This window comes from Paenibacillus sp. FSL R7-0272, assembly GCF_037969905.1.
In the GTDB taxonomy this organism is placed as follows: domain Bacteria; phylum Bacillota; class Bacilli; order Paenibacillales; family Paenibacillaceae; genus Paenibacillus; species Paenibacillus polysaccharolyticus.
Genome location: NZ_CP150221.1, coordinates 4,442,045 through 4,457,633 on the forward strand (window position 1 = coordinate 4,442,045; position 15,589 = coordinate 4,457,633).

Below are 15,589 nucleotides of genomic sequence, written 5' to 3' on the forward strand. Positions count from 1 at the left end.
GTTCTTTAATACTGTATTTATGTTTTGCTGAATTGTACAAAGATAATCATTGAACTGCAGTACTTATCCAACCAGTTTGGAGAAATCAGCAAAGCCTTTCAAATCTTGATCTATGGCAGCAAGAAGAGCCAGTCGATTCGCACGTACCGCTTCATCTTCGGCCATGACCATAACAGAATCAAAGAACACCGTGATGGCTTCCTTCCATGCTGAAGCGATAGCCAAAGCTTCTGAAGCGTTATGTTTGGACAATGCATCGCGATAGGTTTCGTTCGTTTGATTCCAGGCATCAAATAGCTGACGCTCTCCATCTTCTACAAATAGTTCAGGATGTACCGAAGCGTTCGATGCTTTGCTAGCCAAGTTTCCTACACGGTTGAACGATTCCAGTGTTGTTTTGAATTCTTCCGCTTCCAGTACGGCTTTCATCAACGCTTCACCTTTAGGAACGATTGCACTAATATCATCGAATCCGGAAGCAATCACTGCATCAACAACGTCATAACGAACCGTTTCCGACAGCAATTTTTTCACACGCAATGCGAAGAAGTCCTGTAAATCTTTACGCACCTCTGCATCTGCACGTTTCAACAGATTCATCTGAGCGTGAACTTCAAGTGCTGCGCCGAAGACATCAGACAAGGTCAGCGGAAGTTGATGATCCAGCAAAATTTGTACAATACCTGCTGCCTGGCGTCGAAGTGCGTACGGATCCTGAGAACCTGTAGGAATAATATTAATAGAGAAACATCCTACAATTGTATCCATTTTATCTGCCGCACTAACAATCGCACCCACAAGAGATGCAGGAGATTGATCACCAGCAAAACGAGGTTGATAATGCTCGAATACAGCCTTAGCAACTTCTTCTTTTTCACCAGCTTTATGAGCGTAATCCTCACCCATCACACCTTGCAACTCAGGGAATTCGCCAACCATCAGCGTAACCAGATCGAACTTGCAGATATCTGCGGACCGGCTAACCGATTCAGCCACATCACCAGATACTTGCAATTTCGTAGCCAGGCTGTCAGCAATTTTGCGAATGCGGCGAACCTTATCTCCCACTGTGCCAAGTTCTTCTTGGAATACGATGCTTTCAAGTTTGGACAATGCGTCCTTAATCTCCAGCTTCTGATCTTCCTCATAAAAGAATTTTGCATCTGACAGACGGGCACGCAGCACCTTCTCGTTTCCTTTGGCGATAACATCAAGGGAATCAGCGCCCCCGTTACGAACCGTAACAAAGTAAGGCAACAGCTGACCTTCCTGATTCAACACAGGGAAGTAACGTTGATGCTCACGCATTGAAGTAATCAAAACTTCCTGCGGAATGTTCAAGAACGAGGAATCAAATGTACCAAACAGTACGGTTGGTGTTTCGACAAGGAATAGTACCTCTTCAAGCAAATCTTCTTTGATTGCAATATTCCAGTTTTTCTCGGCAGCCAGCGCCTCAATCTGGGATACAATCATCTGCTCACGTTCAGAAATATCTGCAATGACATGCTGAGCACGAAGCACATCTACGTACACCGAAGGCTCAGATACCACAGCTTCATTGCCCAGGAAACGATGCCCACGAGTTACGTTACCCGCTTTTACACCCGTTACTTCAAGATCAATCACTTCCGTGCCAAACAATGCAACAATCCAGCGAATAGGACGAACAAATTTGAAATCGTAGGACGCCCAGCGCATAAATTTCGGGAAAGTCATTGCGTGTAATACGGATAACAAACCTTCGCCAATAACGGATGCTGTCTCTACACCTTTGCTACTTTTCGTTGCATAAATGTATTCAACACCGTTCAGTTCTTTGAAGGTAAATTGATCAGGCTCAACACCTTGACTGCGTGCAAATCCGAGTGCTGCTTTGCTCCAGTTACCGCTGTCATCCAGCGCTATTTTGCGGGAAGGCCCCTTTACCTCTTCTTCCACATCTTCCTGTTTGTCGGCTACGTTCTGAATCAGAACGGCTAGACGGCGTGGTGTCGCGTAAGCCTGCACTTCACCATAGGCAATACGGGATGAATCAAGCCATTTCACAATGCGTTCCTGAAGTTGTGCGATAGCTGCGCGCATAAAACGAGCAGGCACTTCTTCCAGACCAATCTCAAACAACAGATCCTTAGACATTCTCGGCTCCCCCTTTCTTGATTAGCGGGAAGCCCAGCTTCTCACGCTCTTCCACATATGTTGCTGCCACTTGACGAGCAAGGTTGCGGACACGGGTAATGTACCCTGTGCGTTCTGTAACACTGATCGCCCCGCGCGCATCGAGCAAGTTGAACGTATGGGAACACTTCAACACATAGTCATATGCCGGGAATACCAAGTGCTGTGCCATCGCTTTGTTCGCTTCTTCTTCATACATATTAAAAAGGGTAAATAGCATCTTTACGTCAGAGATTTCAAATGTATACTTGGAATGCTCATATTCAGGTTGACGGAATACGTCGCCATAGGCAATACCTTCGACCCATTCAAGATCAAATACATTTTCTTTTTCCTGTATGTAAGAAGCAAGACGCTCCATACCATACGTGATCTCCACTGCTACTGGATTCGTTTCGATTCCACCGACCTGCTGGAAATACGTAAATTGCGTAATCTCCATCCCGTCAAGCCACACTTCCCAACCAAGACCTGCACAACCAAGCGAAGGGTTCTCCCAGTTGTCTTCAACAAACCGGATATCATGCTTGAGCGGATCAATTCCCAGACGATTCAAACTTTCCAAGTAGATTTCCTGGATATTATCCGGAGAAGGCTTGATAATGACCTGGAACTGGTGATGCTGATACAACCGGTTAGGGTTCTCGCCATAACGTCCATCGGATGGACGGCGGGAAGGCTCAACATAAGCCACTTTCCAAGGCTCTGGTCCAAGTGAACGTAAAAAGGTCATCGGGTTCATCGTGCCTGCCCCTTTTTCCGTATCATATGGCTGAACGATAATACAGTTATGCTCGGCCCAGAATTGTTGCAGCGTCAAGATCATCTGCTGAAAATTCATAATCATGCTCCTTTTCGGGTAGTTTGTTAGCAAGCATAGGAGGTGTGCAGGCAATAATAAATAGCCCTCGCCCCACTACGCCTGATGTACAGACGTAGGGACGAGAGCTATTCCCGCGGTTCCACCCTACTTGGCCTGAGTCAAACAAATCCTTGTCTGATCCCGGCCCACTTTTCCGTGTCCATTCATGCTCCCGAGTGCCCTGTTCACAAACCGATTCAATCAGGCTCTCACCATCCCTGACTCGCTTATCATTGATGCACAAGCAAATTATCAGCTCATACGTGTATCAATCATATTTTAAATCGAGTTTCCTACTTTCTCGTTCAATGCATGTCTCCAAAAAGAGAATTTATATTTCATAATATATAAATTTAAAGATGAAGTCAATAACTATTTTCAAGTGTGACCACAGTTCAAATCCCGTACTTTTCCATTTGATCCAGGAAAGAACGGGACTTGAGATGCAAACCTAACTGGTGATCCATGAAGGCACGCATTATTTTTTTAATTTCATTACGGGTAGAGTCACTTACCGATATATTTCCCAACCGCTGTAGATCCAGCTGTACAAACAACCGAAGCAACTTTAAAGTCTTTGGACTAACGGACATCGCTGGCGGATCAAAATGTTTACATGCCCTGCATAAGACACCACCAAGTCTGGGGCTGATAAATAACTGCTCATCCGGCCGCTCTTGGTTGCACGAGATACACTCATCCAGCTGTGGTCCGTAACCAGCTGCCTGTAATATTTTCATCTCATACAGACTTATAATGACTAACGGATCTTTATCTTCTTTCAAAGCCTGCAAACAGGCTTTTAGTTGCTTGAACCAAAACGCTCCCGTCTCTTCATCCTGAAGCACTCGATCGAGCAGTTCACATGCATAGGAAGCATAAGCCGCCTTCACCAAATCTTCCCTGAGCTCATGATTGGATTCGATAATTTCTCCAGCATTCAGTGTACCGAGACCTGTGTTGCGAAAATAAACATATTGACCATAAGTAAAGGGCTGCACCAGTGCAGCATGCCGACTTTTGGGCTTTTTGGCACCCCGAACGAGTACACCCGCTTTTCCACCACTTTCAGTGCAAAGCGTTACAATTTTATTTCCCTCACCGTAGTCCATGCTGCGGATGACAATGCCTTCCACCCTATATAACATGCCTCGTCACCTAACCATTCCTGAATCAGCTCTTTATTCTTTCGCTTCTTCATCTTCACTCACTTCCCTTGCAGTGTCTGACTCCTGTCCTGACGAGTTACACGTCTCGGTATATAACAAATAGGATTCTACATCCCCTGTCATTGAAAATACCTTCCATGAAAAATCCCGCATCGGAAATTCATCCTCTCTTCGGAAATGACGTCTGGTTATACCCGATAGGATGGAGTCCTGCAAGGAAAACTATGTGTTGCAATTAATGGATAAACATTAAGCTGATATTACATTACGTAGTAACGACTACTCTCGTCCGAAACCAAGGTCACGCAAAACGCGATCCTGATTTCTCCAGTCTTTTTTCACTTTAACCCACAGATCCATAAAAATTCTGGAGCCAAGCAGATTTTGGATATCTTGACGAGCACGCTTACCTACTTCTTTGAGCAACGCCCCTTGCTTGCCGATAATGATCCCTTTTTGTGAATCACGTTCTACAAAGATGACTGCGGATATATAAACGACACCATTATCCTGAACTTTCATATCTTCTATCGTCACGGCAATGGAGTGAGGCACTTCTTCACGTGTCATTTGCAAAATTTTCTCACGAATAAGCTCTGCGCAGACAAACTGCTCAGGGTGATCCGTCACTTGGTCTTCAGGGTAGTACTGAGGCCCTTCCGGCAAGTACTTACCGATTTGCTCCAGTAGCGTGCTCACATTGCTACCAAGCATAGCTGAGACAGGCACAATTTCTGCAAAATCATGCAGTTTGCGATATTCCTCAATCAGTGGCAGCAACGCCTCCGGTGCAATTTTGTCGATTTTATTCATGACCAAAATGACAGGTGTCCGTACACTTTTCAGTTGTTCCGCAATGTATCGATCTCCGCCCCCCATACCTTCAGATGCATCGATCAGGAATAAGGCAGCTTCAACCTCACCAAGTGTGTTCAATGCTGTTTCATTCATGTAATCCCCGAGCTTGGATTGACGTTTGTGAATACCCGGCGTGTCCAGGAATACGATTTGTTGTTCTTCGGATGTGTAAACCCCATGAATTTTGTTACGCGTGGTTTGCGGCTTGTCAGACATAATTGCAATTTTCTGGCCAATCACCTGATTCATTAAAGTAGACTTACCCACGTTAGGACGTCCAATAATTGCAACGAATCCGGATTTAAATGCTTGTTTTTTCATATGTTCCTCCTCAGGCGCCTAGGCCTGAAATTTTATTTTTTGGCAGAGTTCAGATCTGAGGGACCAAACGCCCATGGTAGCAATTCAGCAACTGTTGTTTCTAACAAGTCACCTTTTAAATTACCCAAAATGACTTTCATGTCTGGTTCACACAATTCATACATCACTTGACGACATACACCACAAGGGGCAATCGGCCCTTCGGTATCTCCCACGATAGCCATCGCTTTGAAACTGCGTGGCTTATGCCCCCCGGCAATAGCACTGAACATCGCGGTACGCTCAGCACAATTACCCGGTGTATATGCTGCATTTTCAATGTTGCAACCATGGTGCACATGTCCTTCGCTATCCAGCAAAGCTGCGCCTACCCCAAAATGGGAATATGGCGTGTACGCCTTTGTACGTGCCTTTATTGCTTCCTGCATTAACAAACCATTGTCCATTTATTTTTCTCTCCCTTAGGGTGTGTGTAAAGGTGCGCTCTTGAGTTAAGTTGATTAAAACCATTTGATTACAGTGGGTCACTCCGATGACAGAATAACCTTTCGATCGCTGTTATCCCCGGATTTTTTCAATCACTTTTCCCAAAGTGAAAATCCGATGATAAAGGCGAGCGCTTCGCTTCTTCAGGTTTTTTCTGTCCTCTCCGTTATCGTGTAATCTCTGGGAAACCAACTTAAAGGCAGAGGCACACCTTATTGGTGGTGTGCAATTAAACTTTAAACCATTTGATTACAGTGGGTCACTTCGATGACAGAATAACCTTCCGATCGCTGTTATCCTCGGATTTTTTCGATCACTTTTTCCAAAGTGAAAATCCGAGGATAAAGGCGAGCGCTTCGCTTCTCCAGGTTTTTTCTGTCCTCTCCGTTATCGTGTAATCTCTAGGAAACCAACTTAAAAGCAGAAGCACACTTTTATTGGTGGTGTGCAATTAAAACATTCAAACCTTAAGATTACACTGGGGCACTCCGATGACAGAATAACCTTCCGATCGCTGTTATCCCAACAAAACTCTCAACCAAGCAAGCACTGGTTTGAGAAAAACAATACATCCTATGATCACAGCGAACACCGCAGCCAGTAAAACTGCTCCAGCCGCGGTGTCTTTTGCCGCTTTTGCGAGCGGATGAATATCAGGCTGGGCCAAATCAACCGCGGCTTCTACGGCTGTGTTCATCAATTCAGTGACCAGCACCATAAATACAGCTGTCAACACAAACATCCAGTCCGTTCTGGAGATGTGGAAAAAAAATCCGGCTGCGCACATCAAAATAGCTACTCCTGTGTGAACTCTAACATTCCGCTGCGTACGCAAGCCGTAAGCAATTCCTTCCAGAGCGTTGAGAAATACAAGACCCCAGGAGCGCCTCTTCATTATCGTGTCAACCCGGCTTGAGCAAGAACAGCTTCCTGTTTGCCCATCATCTCTGCCTCACTTGCTTCATCCTGATGGTCATAACCAAGGAGATGCAAGAAACCATGAACAAACAGGAATCCAAGCTCACGCTCAAAAGAGTGTCCATACTCCTCACTCTGCAATATCGTCCGCGGAACAGAAATGATGATGTCTCCAAGGACATCTGGCATTTCTTCCATTTCCTCGTCCTCATCAAGCTCGTAAATAATGTCGAGCTCTTCATCCACCGATTCGTTCATCGCAAAAGACAATACGTCTGTAGGACGGTCGATACCACGATAATCACGGTTCAGTTCGTGAATCTGCTCATCATCAACAAACGTGAGCGCAACTTCTCCTTCCGTGATTCCTTCAGCTTCACCTGCGAGAGTCAACAATTGCTCCAGCATCGCGATCATCGGTTCTGTAATTTCTTTATCCTGTTGTTCATTATTCCATGCGAGGTTAAGACTCATTCTTTCATAACTCCTGTCTGCTCGTAATATTGATTAACCGGCTTCAGGTGCGGTCGGTTTAGGTTTCTTGATCTCTTCCGGATACTCGATTCTGGAGTGGAAAATGCCCATGACCGTTTCCTTTAATGTTTTGGCCACGATATCCAGCTCACGCATCGTAAGGTCACAATCGTTAAACTGATGATCATCCAGGCGACCTTTGATAATTTTTTCAATCATAGACTCTACCTGCTCCACCGTAGGCTTGCGTAACGAACGAACGGCCGCTTCAACACTGTCGGCAATCCCTACAATAGCAGACTCCTTCGATTGTGCTTTCGGTCCCGGATAACGAAAATCTTCATCCGTGAAATCCGGTTCAATCCCCGCTTCTTCCGCCTGACGCAGCGCCTTGTGGTAGAAGTAATGGAGGAATGTAGTACCATGATGTTGTTCGGCAATATCCCGTATCGGCTTCGGTAGCTTATAGTCCTTCTGCATCTCAACGCCATCCCGCGCATGCGCAACGATAATGGACTTACTTAGTTTGGGATCAATCGAATCATGCGGATTCTCCATGTTGTTTTGGTTCTCAATAAAATAGATAGGCCGCTTGGTCTTCCCGATATCATGATAATACGACCCTACGCGACAGAGCAATCCATTGGCACCTATAGCCTCGGCAGCCGCTTCGGATAGATTGCCAACCATAACGCTATGGTGATACGTACCCGGTGTCTCTGTAAGCAGCTTGCGAAGTAATGGATGATTCGGATTCGAAAGCTCAACCAGTTTAAGTGCGGATAGAATGCCAAACGACGTTTCAAAAAACGGCATCAGCCCGATAACCAGAATAGCTGTCAGTACCCCGCCTGCAAATGCGTATCCGATGCCGTACAGCGTTGTTGTTCTGTTCCAGTCCCCTGTATCAATTAAAGCCAGTGTAAAGACAGCCAGAGATCCGAACAGACAGACCATGATAGCTCCTTTTAAGATGGTTGACCGCTGGCTCGCTCGGTGCGTTGCAAAAATTGCCACAAACGAAACGACAACTGCAAAGAAGCCAAGTTCAAAGTCAAAAAGCTGACCCTGGTGTGTATTCAAAATAATGCTGGACAGCATACCGATAAGAATCGAGCACACAAATGCAAGGGATGTATCCAGTAATAGCGCGATCAGCATCGCTCCGACAGCCACCGGTGCTAGAAACCCAATAAATGGTCGTTCATTGGTCTGAATTAAGGCTGTCACATGCATGACAACAATTGAAATAATAAAGATGAGAACAAGCATAAGCAGTTGGGCATTATTATATTTGAAATGTGTTCCACTGCCTTGCTGAATAAACATTAAAATCGCTGCCGACAGCATACAGGAGAACAAAAGCAATCCCAGCTGCGGCCAGTAGTTGACTTCGTTTTTCAGCAAATCATTTTCATTAAGCAGCGCATACATTTCAGGGGTAATCATCTCCCCTTTAGATACAAGCGCGTCCCCTTGCTTGATAAACACCGTCGGTGTATTCTCACGAGCTTGGACCTTCGCTTCCTTGGTACCCTCTTCATCATAGAAACGGTTAGCCGTTACCACCAGCCGCGTAAGTTCTTGTACCACTTCACGCTGCGTACGTTTGCTAAGCGAGCTTGCGCTGACCATCTCCGCCACTTTCGCCCGTGCAGTTGTAGCCTCGCTAACCTGATCTGTCATCAATCTCGCCACAATGTCTCGTGCAACAGGTTTCATTTCCTGAATATCATCTGAAGTCAGACGTGAGATTTTGATATACGTTTCTTCAGGAATACGGTAACTTTGTTCCTGTACGACGTTTCGGATCTCTTCCAGTAAAGTGTCGGAGTATGTACCTGTTTTCCGATTGTTATTAATATAGTTAGACACAAAGTCTTTCTGACGTTGCGGGATCTCATCCCGATAGATATCAATCTTATCCTGGCTTGAGATCTGGTCGTCCTGATTCAAACGGTCAATGCGATCCAGTAGCGTTGTCATCAGGTTTTCGTTACGCATCTGCACGATCTGATATATTGGCTGCACACGTTCGGCCGCTTCTTCCTGTGCTTTCAGTGTAGCCTTGTTATTCGGAATCTGCATTGGCGCAACAATGTCTACCTCACTGCGAGTGCCTTCCTGAATGTCGTAGCGCTCAGGTAACAGTTTGGAAGAAAGACTCACGTAAAAGAGGATCACTAAAAACAAAAAGAGAAGATAGCGCGCCCACACGCTATACTTCCATCCTGTCGCTCTATTTTGAAAAGATTTGCCTTTTGACATTTCTTTCGAGGTCACTTTAGACAATCCCTTTCTATGCTTGATTTTCTGCGGCGTGGTTGTAAGCCACAATGATTTTCTGGACGAGGGAGTGACGCACGACATCCTGTTCGGCGAAATGCACGAATCCAATTTCCTGAACTTCACCCAGGATCGTACTCGCTTCCACAAGTCCTGATTTTTTGCCACGCGGTAAATCAATCTGTGTCACATCTCCGGTGATGACCATCTTGGAACCAAACCCAAGACGGGTTAAAAACATTTTCATCTGTTCAGGCGTTGTGTTCTGTGCCTCATCCAGAATGATAAAGGAATCATCGAGCGTACGCCCACGCATATAGGCCAGGGGAGCGATTTCAATTAATCCGCGTTCTAGAGCCTTAGCCGTCTGTTCTTGTCCCATAACGTCGTATAGAGCGTCATACAGAGGTCTTAGGTACGGATCTACTTTCTCCTGCAGATCACCTGGCAGGAAACCCAGACTTTCGCCCGCTTCGACCGCAGGCCGTGTAAGCACAATGCGTTTGGCACTACCCTCTTTGAGAGCGGCTACAGCCAGCACAACAGCCAGATACGTTTTACCGGTTCCGGCAGGACCAATCCCGAATACAATATCCCGTTTTTTAATCGTGGTTACGTAATGTTTCTGTCCAATCGTTTTTACACGAATTGGTTTACCACGGTATGTCGTCGTAATTTCACCTTTAAACAGATCCAGCAGCTGATCCGCACGCAAATCTTTAGCAAGCTCTATCGCATATTGGACATCTCTTTCAGTCAACACATACCCATTGCGAATCAATTGCAGTAATACATCAAATAGTTGTTCAAGTGATTCCACCTGTTGCACAGTACCAAAGATATTAATCTCTGCTTCGCGTGAAGCGATCTGGGCTGGAATCTCGGATTCAATCAGTTTCAGAAAAATATCTTGGGGTCCAAACAGAGATTGCCCCTCTCCCGCACTTTGGAGCGAGATTTGTATACTGCGTGTTTGCTCTGACAAATATCCTCATTCTCCTTGACTATGGACTAACGGAAGTTCTTCCGCGATGCTTTCTTCCACTTCAAATAATACTTTCATATAAACTTTACCATTCTCTTTCTTCTCATGCAAAATTTTTTCACTTAAAATTTTTGTGCCTTTACCGTTTTTGGCTAAAATATCATTTCTTGCCCCTTCCAATCCCTTCGTTTTAGCCCAATCCACACCTTGCTCTTCCTGATGGAAATTCGTTTCCATATCCTTTTCCGTCATCCATCCCATCGGCAAGGTAAATGAACGCCAGGTCAGAGGTTTGTGATACGTATCCGTGTCATATGAACTAAAAGGAGTTTTTCCGTACCCCCATAATTGAATTGCCCAATCTCCCAGCACCACGTAAAACCGCTCTTTGCTTTCTCCAGTCATCGTCTGATGTTTCTGAATCAAGGGAACCTGTATATCATATTCCCGCCAGACCATACCCCGGACTTCGCCTTTGGCAACAATCGTTTTTGTATTTTCCTCATCACCCAGAATGCCTGAGATCAGCACTTGTCCTTTCTTTACACGCGCGTTCTTCTGTACTACGGGACGTCCTTGTTCAGCATAGATCTGAGTGACCACCGCATCTGATTTACTGATGAGATGTCTTGGATTCAGTAGAGGCTCGCGCTTAGGCTGTGCTGACTCAACGACCTGGATCGTAACCCTTGTCCCCTCTTTCGTTACGCCAATCCAGGTCACATCGGGCAATGCCAGCGCCAGCTGTCTGGAGAGCTTGTCCTGACTTTTCATTCGAAACCCCCATTGAAAGGGGTAGATGCCTTCTTTTTTAGCCGCGGCCAGCACTTCGTCTGTCGGAATCGTTACATTCCCTTTCACTTCTACATTCCAGATCATAGACGATAGCGCAAATAATGCCGCTACAAAGAACAGCATGCCCCCTACAAAAAACTTTCTGCGAAACAGACGAGCCAGAAAAAAAGGAAAACCGCTACGGTGCATAATTTTCACTCTGCAGCCTGTCCCTTTTACAATAGGACGCAGTCTGAAAAAATGCGGAAGCAAAATGCTCATCTCCGCCTGACGTCCATCCTGTGCACGTAGATCCCATACACTCAGTCTCTGCTCCGTTATCGTATTAATTAATGTCTCGATATCTCCGCCTGTCACTTTGATCCGCACGGCTCCACGCAATTTATACAGACTAGGCTGCTTCATCCGTTCCCCTCCACTCCATTCATATGAATATCCAGAATCGTACCTTCTATAGCTACTTCATCTGGCAAAATGTTACGTATGACCAAAGCGTTACCTCTAATCTCCAATTGACCTTGTGAAAGAGCCAGTACGATGCGATCCGGCGTGAAATGGATGACACCGCGATGATTCTCTATATACAGTTGCTTACTGCCGATCAGGGTTAACCGTGGCATATCATAAAGCACATCCTGCGGCAGATCCAGCACCTCACTGGTCCATCTGCGCAGCTTGCGGCTGATCCGGGTCATTCGAAGGTCTTCCCCCTTCCTCTACAGTTCAACTTATGCGCAAATTCAGGAAATTATGAAGAATTGGTGAGCGGTTACGTACATATTTTGCTGAAAATAAAGGCATACGAAAAAAGCCTTTTCTGGAGGCTTTATGCTCCCAGAAAAGGCTTCGTTCTATTTTAAAACGGGCGAATCGCTTATCGTCTTTATTCTCACTTACTTTTACAACTTCCCTCTCGTTCCAAAAGGTTGCTTCGAACGAGGAGAACCCAGTACCTCCGCCCAAAGCACTCCCGTACGAATCTCCTCTTGACGAAGAAGAGAGGGCACTGAATCCGTTGTATCTGCCTCTTCTATACTTGAATTCGATACAGATGGAGAAGTCGCTGAAGAAATACGATTCAGTCTGTCCTGTATCATACGTTGCTGCTCTTCCATCAATCTCATCTGCTCATCTACCGAACTCCGCATGCTATCCAGTGATTGGTCACCTCTAAACTCATCTCCTGGACTAGAGGATGTTGCTGGTTCAGAGTACGGCTGGTCATACCGTTCGTCGTAACGCTCATCATATTGCTCCTCATAACGGCGTTCATCCGGTCTGGATGACTGTTGCTGAGAGTCATTTTCTGAGCGACGATTCGCATCTTCGCCACCGCCAAATGTGGGCATCCCGTTACCAGGACGCTTCTGATTCGGTTTTGCAGACTTCCCAAGCTTTCCGAGGAATGAAAAGAGGGCAAAAGCAATAACTGCTACAACATAGAGATTGTTAAATATCCATTCAAATAGGCTCATTTACATTCACCGCCTATCTTCCGTTTTTGGAATCACCCTGATCATTGGAATTCGAACTTTCAGCAGGTTTCCCCAAAGTGTTACGCATCTGAGTATCCGCTTCAATGTTTTTCAGGTTCATATAGTCCATTACGCCAATTTTGCCACTACGAAGCGCTTCGGACATGGCGAGTGGTACTTGGGACTCGGACTCAACGACACGCGCTCTCATCTCAACAACGCGCGCTTTCATCTCTTGTTCTTGTGCTACGGCCATCGCACGACGCTCTTCCGCTTTTGCTTGCGCAATACGTTTATCTGCTTCCGCCTGCTCGGTTTGCAAGAAGGCACCAATGTTTTTACCTACGTCTACGTCCGCAATATCAATAGACAGGATTTCAAATGCAGTACCTGCATCCAATCCTTTGGACAATACAGTACGAGAGATCAAATCCGGATTTTCCAAGACATCTTTGTGAGAGTTCGAAGAACCGTTCGTACTTACAATACCTTCGCCGACACGAGCAATAATCGTTTCTTCACCAGCACCACCGACGAGGCGATCAATGTTGGCACGAACCGTAACTCGTGCTCTAACTTTAACTTCGATACCGTCTTTGGCAACGGCAGATACGATTGGTGTTTCGATAACACGTGGGTTAACACTCATTTGCACGGCTTGCAATACGTCACGGCCTGCCAGGTCAATCGCAGCAGCACGTTCGAATTCGAGTGGAATGTTTGCACGTTGCGCAGCAATCAAAGCATTAACAACGCGGTCAACGTTACCACCAGCTAGGAAGTGACTTTCCAGTTGGTTAATATTTAAACCAAGACCTGCTTTTGTTGCTTTGATCAACGGGTTAACAATTCGACTTGGTGTTACACGTCTCAATCTCATCGCCACCAGCGTAATGATACCTACACGTACGCCGGATGCAATGGCCGAAATCCAGAGCATAACCGGGAAAAAGCTGAAAAAGACGCTCAGTACGATAATAGCCAGCACCGCGATGAGCAAAATCGTGATCATTGGATCCATAGATTTAATTCCTCCGTTTGCAATATGTTTTTTGTAAAAGAGAGCATCAGAAATGACGCTGATTAATCCGCTGCTGAAACATTACTCCACCACATTGCCCGCAGCTTGGCAAAAGGTTATGTACTTTGCCGAAGCGATATCATCACTCCGGCAAACGCAGAATTACACCGGCAAAGCCTGTTGTACGACAATCCGGGAACCTTCCGCTTTGATGACAATTACGGGTGTATCCACAGGAATAAATGCACCATCTGTGACCACATCGACACGTTCACCATCAAACATCGCCGTTCCTGCTGGACGAAGAGGTGTCAGACTGATGCCTTGCAAGCCGATCAGCTCTTTACGCTCTGCCGCCGAGGAGTATCCTCGATCAGCTGATAACTTATCGCTTAATATGAATCGATTCCATATTCCTCGATCCTTAAAGACTACAGCGATAATTGCGATTACGACCAGTGCAGCTCCAAAAGCAATTCCCAAGGACACGAATGCATCACTTGTGTCGTAAGCCGCCCTGACAACCCCGGCCACCAGCGCAATGGAACCCAAAATGCCCAGGATACCAAAACTCGGGATAAACATCTCCAGAATCATCATGACAAGTCCGACCGTAAATAATACCCATGTCTCAGCCCCTGCAAACCCCGCAATGTAGTTTCCAGAGAAATAAAGCACAAAACATACAATCCCAACGATTCCCGGAACGCCAAACCCAGGCACAATCAGTTCAATAATGACACCGGCAATACCAAGGAACAGCAGTATGGTCATCACAATTGGATTGGTCAAAAAGGTAGAAATATTCTCTGCAGCAGTGCGTTCCAATTTGAACACATCTCCTTGACTATACCCAAGCCATGTTGCTGCTTCTTCAGGTGTATTGCTGATATGGTCTGCATAACCCACTTTCAGCGCTTCCTCAGCAGAGAGAGCAATAATTTCACCTTTTTGTTTGGTTTTATTGATCTCCGGCATCTCTACAACCATATTGACGTCAGTCATGCCAGCTGCGATCTCGCCATCACGGCCGCTCTTCTCTGCCGCTCCTTGCATTTTGCTCTTCCAGAATGCAACCAGCTTGGGATCGTCAACATGTTTGCCTGTGCTGTCTACCATGGCGGCAGCACCAATCATGCTGCCTGGTGACATTACGATCTTATCTGCATTTAGCGCAAGAAAACTCCCTGCCGATGCAGCATCGCCCCGAACAAATGCCAACGTTTCGATAGGGCTGTCTTTAATCATCGTGCCTAGCGCATCTGCAGTATCCACACGGCCTCCAGGCGTATTGATATCAAGAATGATCAAACCAGCATTCATTTCCTCTGCTTCCTTGAACCCACGCTCCATGAATTTGCCTAATCCCTGCTCGATTGGTTTATCCACCGGAATTACGTATACGGCGCCGTTTTTCTCAGCTGCATGTGCTGACGGTATTCCAATCCAGACAGGAAGTAAAAGCGTCAGCAGCATCAAGAGCATCATTGACCCCGTAAGCTTCTTCCGGCGCTTTCCCCTCACATTAGTCCCCCCTTTTCCAATAATGTTATACTGTCCAGCTTATGGTATTTATTACGTACAATGCAACATTACGTTTCAAAAACTTAAAATTATATTTGAATACTCCAGCAAATGCAAGAAATATATATCCAAAATCATGTTTTATAACCAATATTTATAATCTTTATGTACATTCGATGAGAAGTGGATAAGAGCAATCTAAATAAAAGTGCCTCCTATTTAGAATTTTATATGACT

Annotated in this window: 15 protein-coding genes; all 15 read right to left on the reverse strand. The window is 45.7% G+C overall.

What is annotated here, in order from left to right:
- Window positions 1–63: 63 nt before the first annotated feature.
- The gene (glyS, locus tag MKY23_RS19760) at window positions 64–2,139 is read right to left on the reverse strand and encodes a glycine--tRNA ligase subunit beta (protein WP_339831608.1); all 2,076 of its coding nucleotides are present in this window, start codon (window positions 2,137–2,139) and stop codon (window positions 64–66) included.
- Window positions 2,132–3,019, reverse strand: a complete 888-nt coding sequence (gene glyQ / locus MKY23_RS19765) for a glycine--tRNA ligase subunit alpha (RefSeq protein ID WP_090914724.1) — start codon at window positions 3,017–3,019, stop codon at window positions 2,132–2,134. The genes glyS and glyQ overlap by 8 nt, the downstream gene beginning before the upstream one ends.
- Window positions 3,020–3,435: 416 nt before the next feature.
- Window positions 3,436–4,188 (reverse strand): DNA repair protein RecO, encoded by a 753-nt coding sequence (gene recO / locus MKY23_RS19770; protein WP_090914726.1) that lies wholly within the window; start codon window positions 4,186–4,188, stop codon window positions 3,436–3,438.
- Between the two features lie 33 nt (window positions 4,189–4,221).
- Complete coding sequence (locus MKY23_RS19775) at window positions 4,222–4,362, reverse strand: YqzL family protein (protein ID WP_090914728.1); 141 nt, start codon at window positions 4,360–4,362, stop codon at window positions 4,222–4,224.
- A 126-nt stretch (window positions 4,363–4,488) separates the two neighbouring features.
- On the reverse strand, window positions 4,489–5,388 hold the full coding sequence (gene era, locus MKY23_RS19780) for a GTPase Era (protein ID WP_090914730.1): 900 nt from the start codon (window positions 5,386–5,388) through the stop codon (window positions 4,489–4,491).
- Window positions 5,389–5,420: 32 nt separating this feature from the next.
- Entirely contained in the window at window positions 5,421–5,834 is a 414-nt protein-coding gene (locus tag MKY23_RS19785) for a cytidine deaminase (RefSeq protein WP_090914732.1), read from the reverse strand.
- A gap of 557 nt (window positions 5,835–6,391) precedes the next feature.
- Window positions 6,392–6,769, reverse strand: a complete 378-nt coding sequence (locus MKY23_RS19790) for a diacylglycerol kinase family protein (RefSeq protein ID WP_090914734.1) — start codon at window positions 6,767–6,769, stop codon at window positions 6,392–6,394.
- Complete coding sequence (ybeY, locus tag MKY23_RS19795) at window positions 6,769–7,266, reverse strand: rRNA maturation RNase YbeY (RefSeq protein ID WP_154957785.1); 498 nt, start codon at window positions 7,264–7,266, stop codon at window positions 6,769–6,771. The genes MKY23_RS19790 and ybeY overlap by 1 nt, the downstream gene beginning before the upstream one ends.
- A gap of 33 nt (window positions 7,267–7,299) precedes the next feature.
- The gene (locus MKY23_RS19800) at window positions 7,300–9,549 is read right to left on the reverse strand and encodes an HDIG domain-containing metalloprotein (RefSeq protein ID WP_339839587.1); all 2,250 of its coding nucleotides are present in this window, start codon (window positions 9,547–9,549) and stop codon (window positions 7,300–7,302) included.
- A gap of 16 nt (window positions 9,550–9,565) precedes the next feature.
- Window positions 9,566–10,537 carry a PhoH family protein gene (locus tag MKY23_RS19805; protein ID WP_090914740.1) on the reverse strand — a complete coding sequence of 324 codons (972 nt, stop codon included), beginning with the start codon at window positions 10,535–10,537 and terminating at the stop codon, window positions 9,566–9,568.
- A 6-nt stretch (window positions 10,538–10,543) separates the two neighbouring features.
- Complete coding sequence (gene yqfD / locus MKY23_RS19810; protein ID WP_154888038.1) at window positions 10,544–11,737, reverse strand: sporulation protein YqfD; 1,194 nt, start codon at window positions 11,735–11,737, stop codon at window positions 10,544–10,546.
- Window positions 11,734–12,027 (reverse strand): sporulation protein YqfC, encoded by a 294-nt coding sequence (yqfC, locus tag MKY23_RS19815; RefSeq protein ID WP_154888036.1) that lies wholly within the window; start codon window positions 12,025–12,027, stop codon window positions 11,734–11,736. Before yqfC ends, yqfD begins: the two co-directional genes overlap by 4 nt.
- Window positions 12,028–12,231: 204 nt before the next feature.
- Entirely contained in the window at window positions 12,232–12,807 is a 576-nt protein-coding gene (locus MKY23_RS19820) for a hypothetical protein (protein ID WP_221788930.1), read from the reverse strand.
- 13 nt (window positions 12,808–12,820) lie between these two features.
- Window positions 12,821–13,828, reverse strand: a complete 1,008-nt coding sequence (gene floA / locus MKY23_RS19825; protein ID WP_154888033.1) for a flotillin-like protein FloA — start codon at window positions 13,826–13,828, stop codon at window positions 12,821–12,823.
- A 162-nt stretch (window positions 13,829–13,990) separates the two neighbouring features.
- The gene (locus MKY23_RS19830) at window positions 13,991–15,316 is read right to left on the reverse strand and encodes an NfeD family protein (protein ID WP_221789132.1); all 1,326 of its coding nucleotides are present in this window, start codon (window positions 15,314–15,316) and stop codon (window positions 13,991–13,993) included.
- Window positions 15,317–15,589: the final 273 nt, after the last annotated feature.

What these genes read in the sequence shown, in the direction of transcription:
- yqfC (WP_154888036.1), bottom strand. Translation starts at nt 12,027, where the DNA reads ATGACCCGGATCAGCCGCAAGCTGCGCAGATGGACCAGTGAGGTGCTG.
- MKY23_RS19790 (WP_090914734.1), bottom strand. Translation starts at nt 6,769, where the DNA reads ATGAAGAGGCGCTCCTGGGGTCTTGTATTTCTCAACGCTCTGGAAGGA.
- MKY23_RS19775 (WP_090914728.1), bottom strand. Translation starts at nt 4,362, where the DNA reads ATGCGGGATTTTTCATGGAAGGTATTTTCAATGACAGGGGATGTAGAA.
- yqfD (WP_154888038.1), bottom strand. Translation starts at nt 11,737, where the DNA reads ATGAAGCAGCCTAGTCTGTATAAATTGCGTGGAGCCGTGCGGATCAAA.
- ybeY (WP_154957785.1), bottom strand. Translation starts at nt 7,266, where the DNA reads ATGAGTCTTAACCTCGCATGGAATAATGAACAACAGGATAAAGAAATT.
- MKY23_RS19785 (WP_090914732.1), bottom strand. Translation starts at nt 5,834, where the DNA reads ATGGACAATGGTTTGTTAATGCAGGAAGCAATAAAGGCACGTACAAAG.
- glyS (WP_339831608.1), bottom strand. Translation starts at nt 2,139, where the DNA reads ATGTCTAAGGATCTGTTGTTTGAGATTGGTCTGGAAGAAGTGCCTGCT.
- glyQ (WP_090914724.1), bottom strand. Translation starts at nt 3,019, where the DNA reads ATGAATTTTCAGCAGATGATCTTGACGCTGCAACAATTCTGGGCCGAG.
- MKY23_RS19830 (WP_221789132.1), bottom strand. Translation starts at nt 15,316, where the DNA reads ATGATGCTCTTGATGCTGCTGACGCTTTTACTTCCTGTCTGGATTGGA.
- floA (WP_154888033.1), bottom strand. Translation starts at nt 13,828, where the DNA reads ATGGATCCAATGATCACGATTTTGCTCATCGCGGTGCTGGCTATTATC.
- recO (WP_090914726.1), bottom strand. Translation starts at nt 4,188, where the DNA reads ATGTTATATAGGGTGGAAGGCATTGTCATCCGCAGCATGGACTACGGT.
- era (WP_090914730.1), bottom strand. Translation starts at nt 5,388, where the DNA reads ATGAAAAAACAAGCATTTAAATCCGGATTCGTTGCAATTATTGGACGT.
- MKY23_RS19820 (WP_221788930.1), bottom strand. Translation starts at nt 12,807, where the DNA reads ATGAGCCTATTTGAATGGATATTTAACAATCTCTATGTTGTAGCAGTT.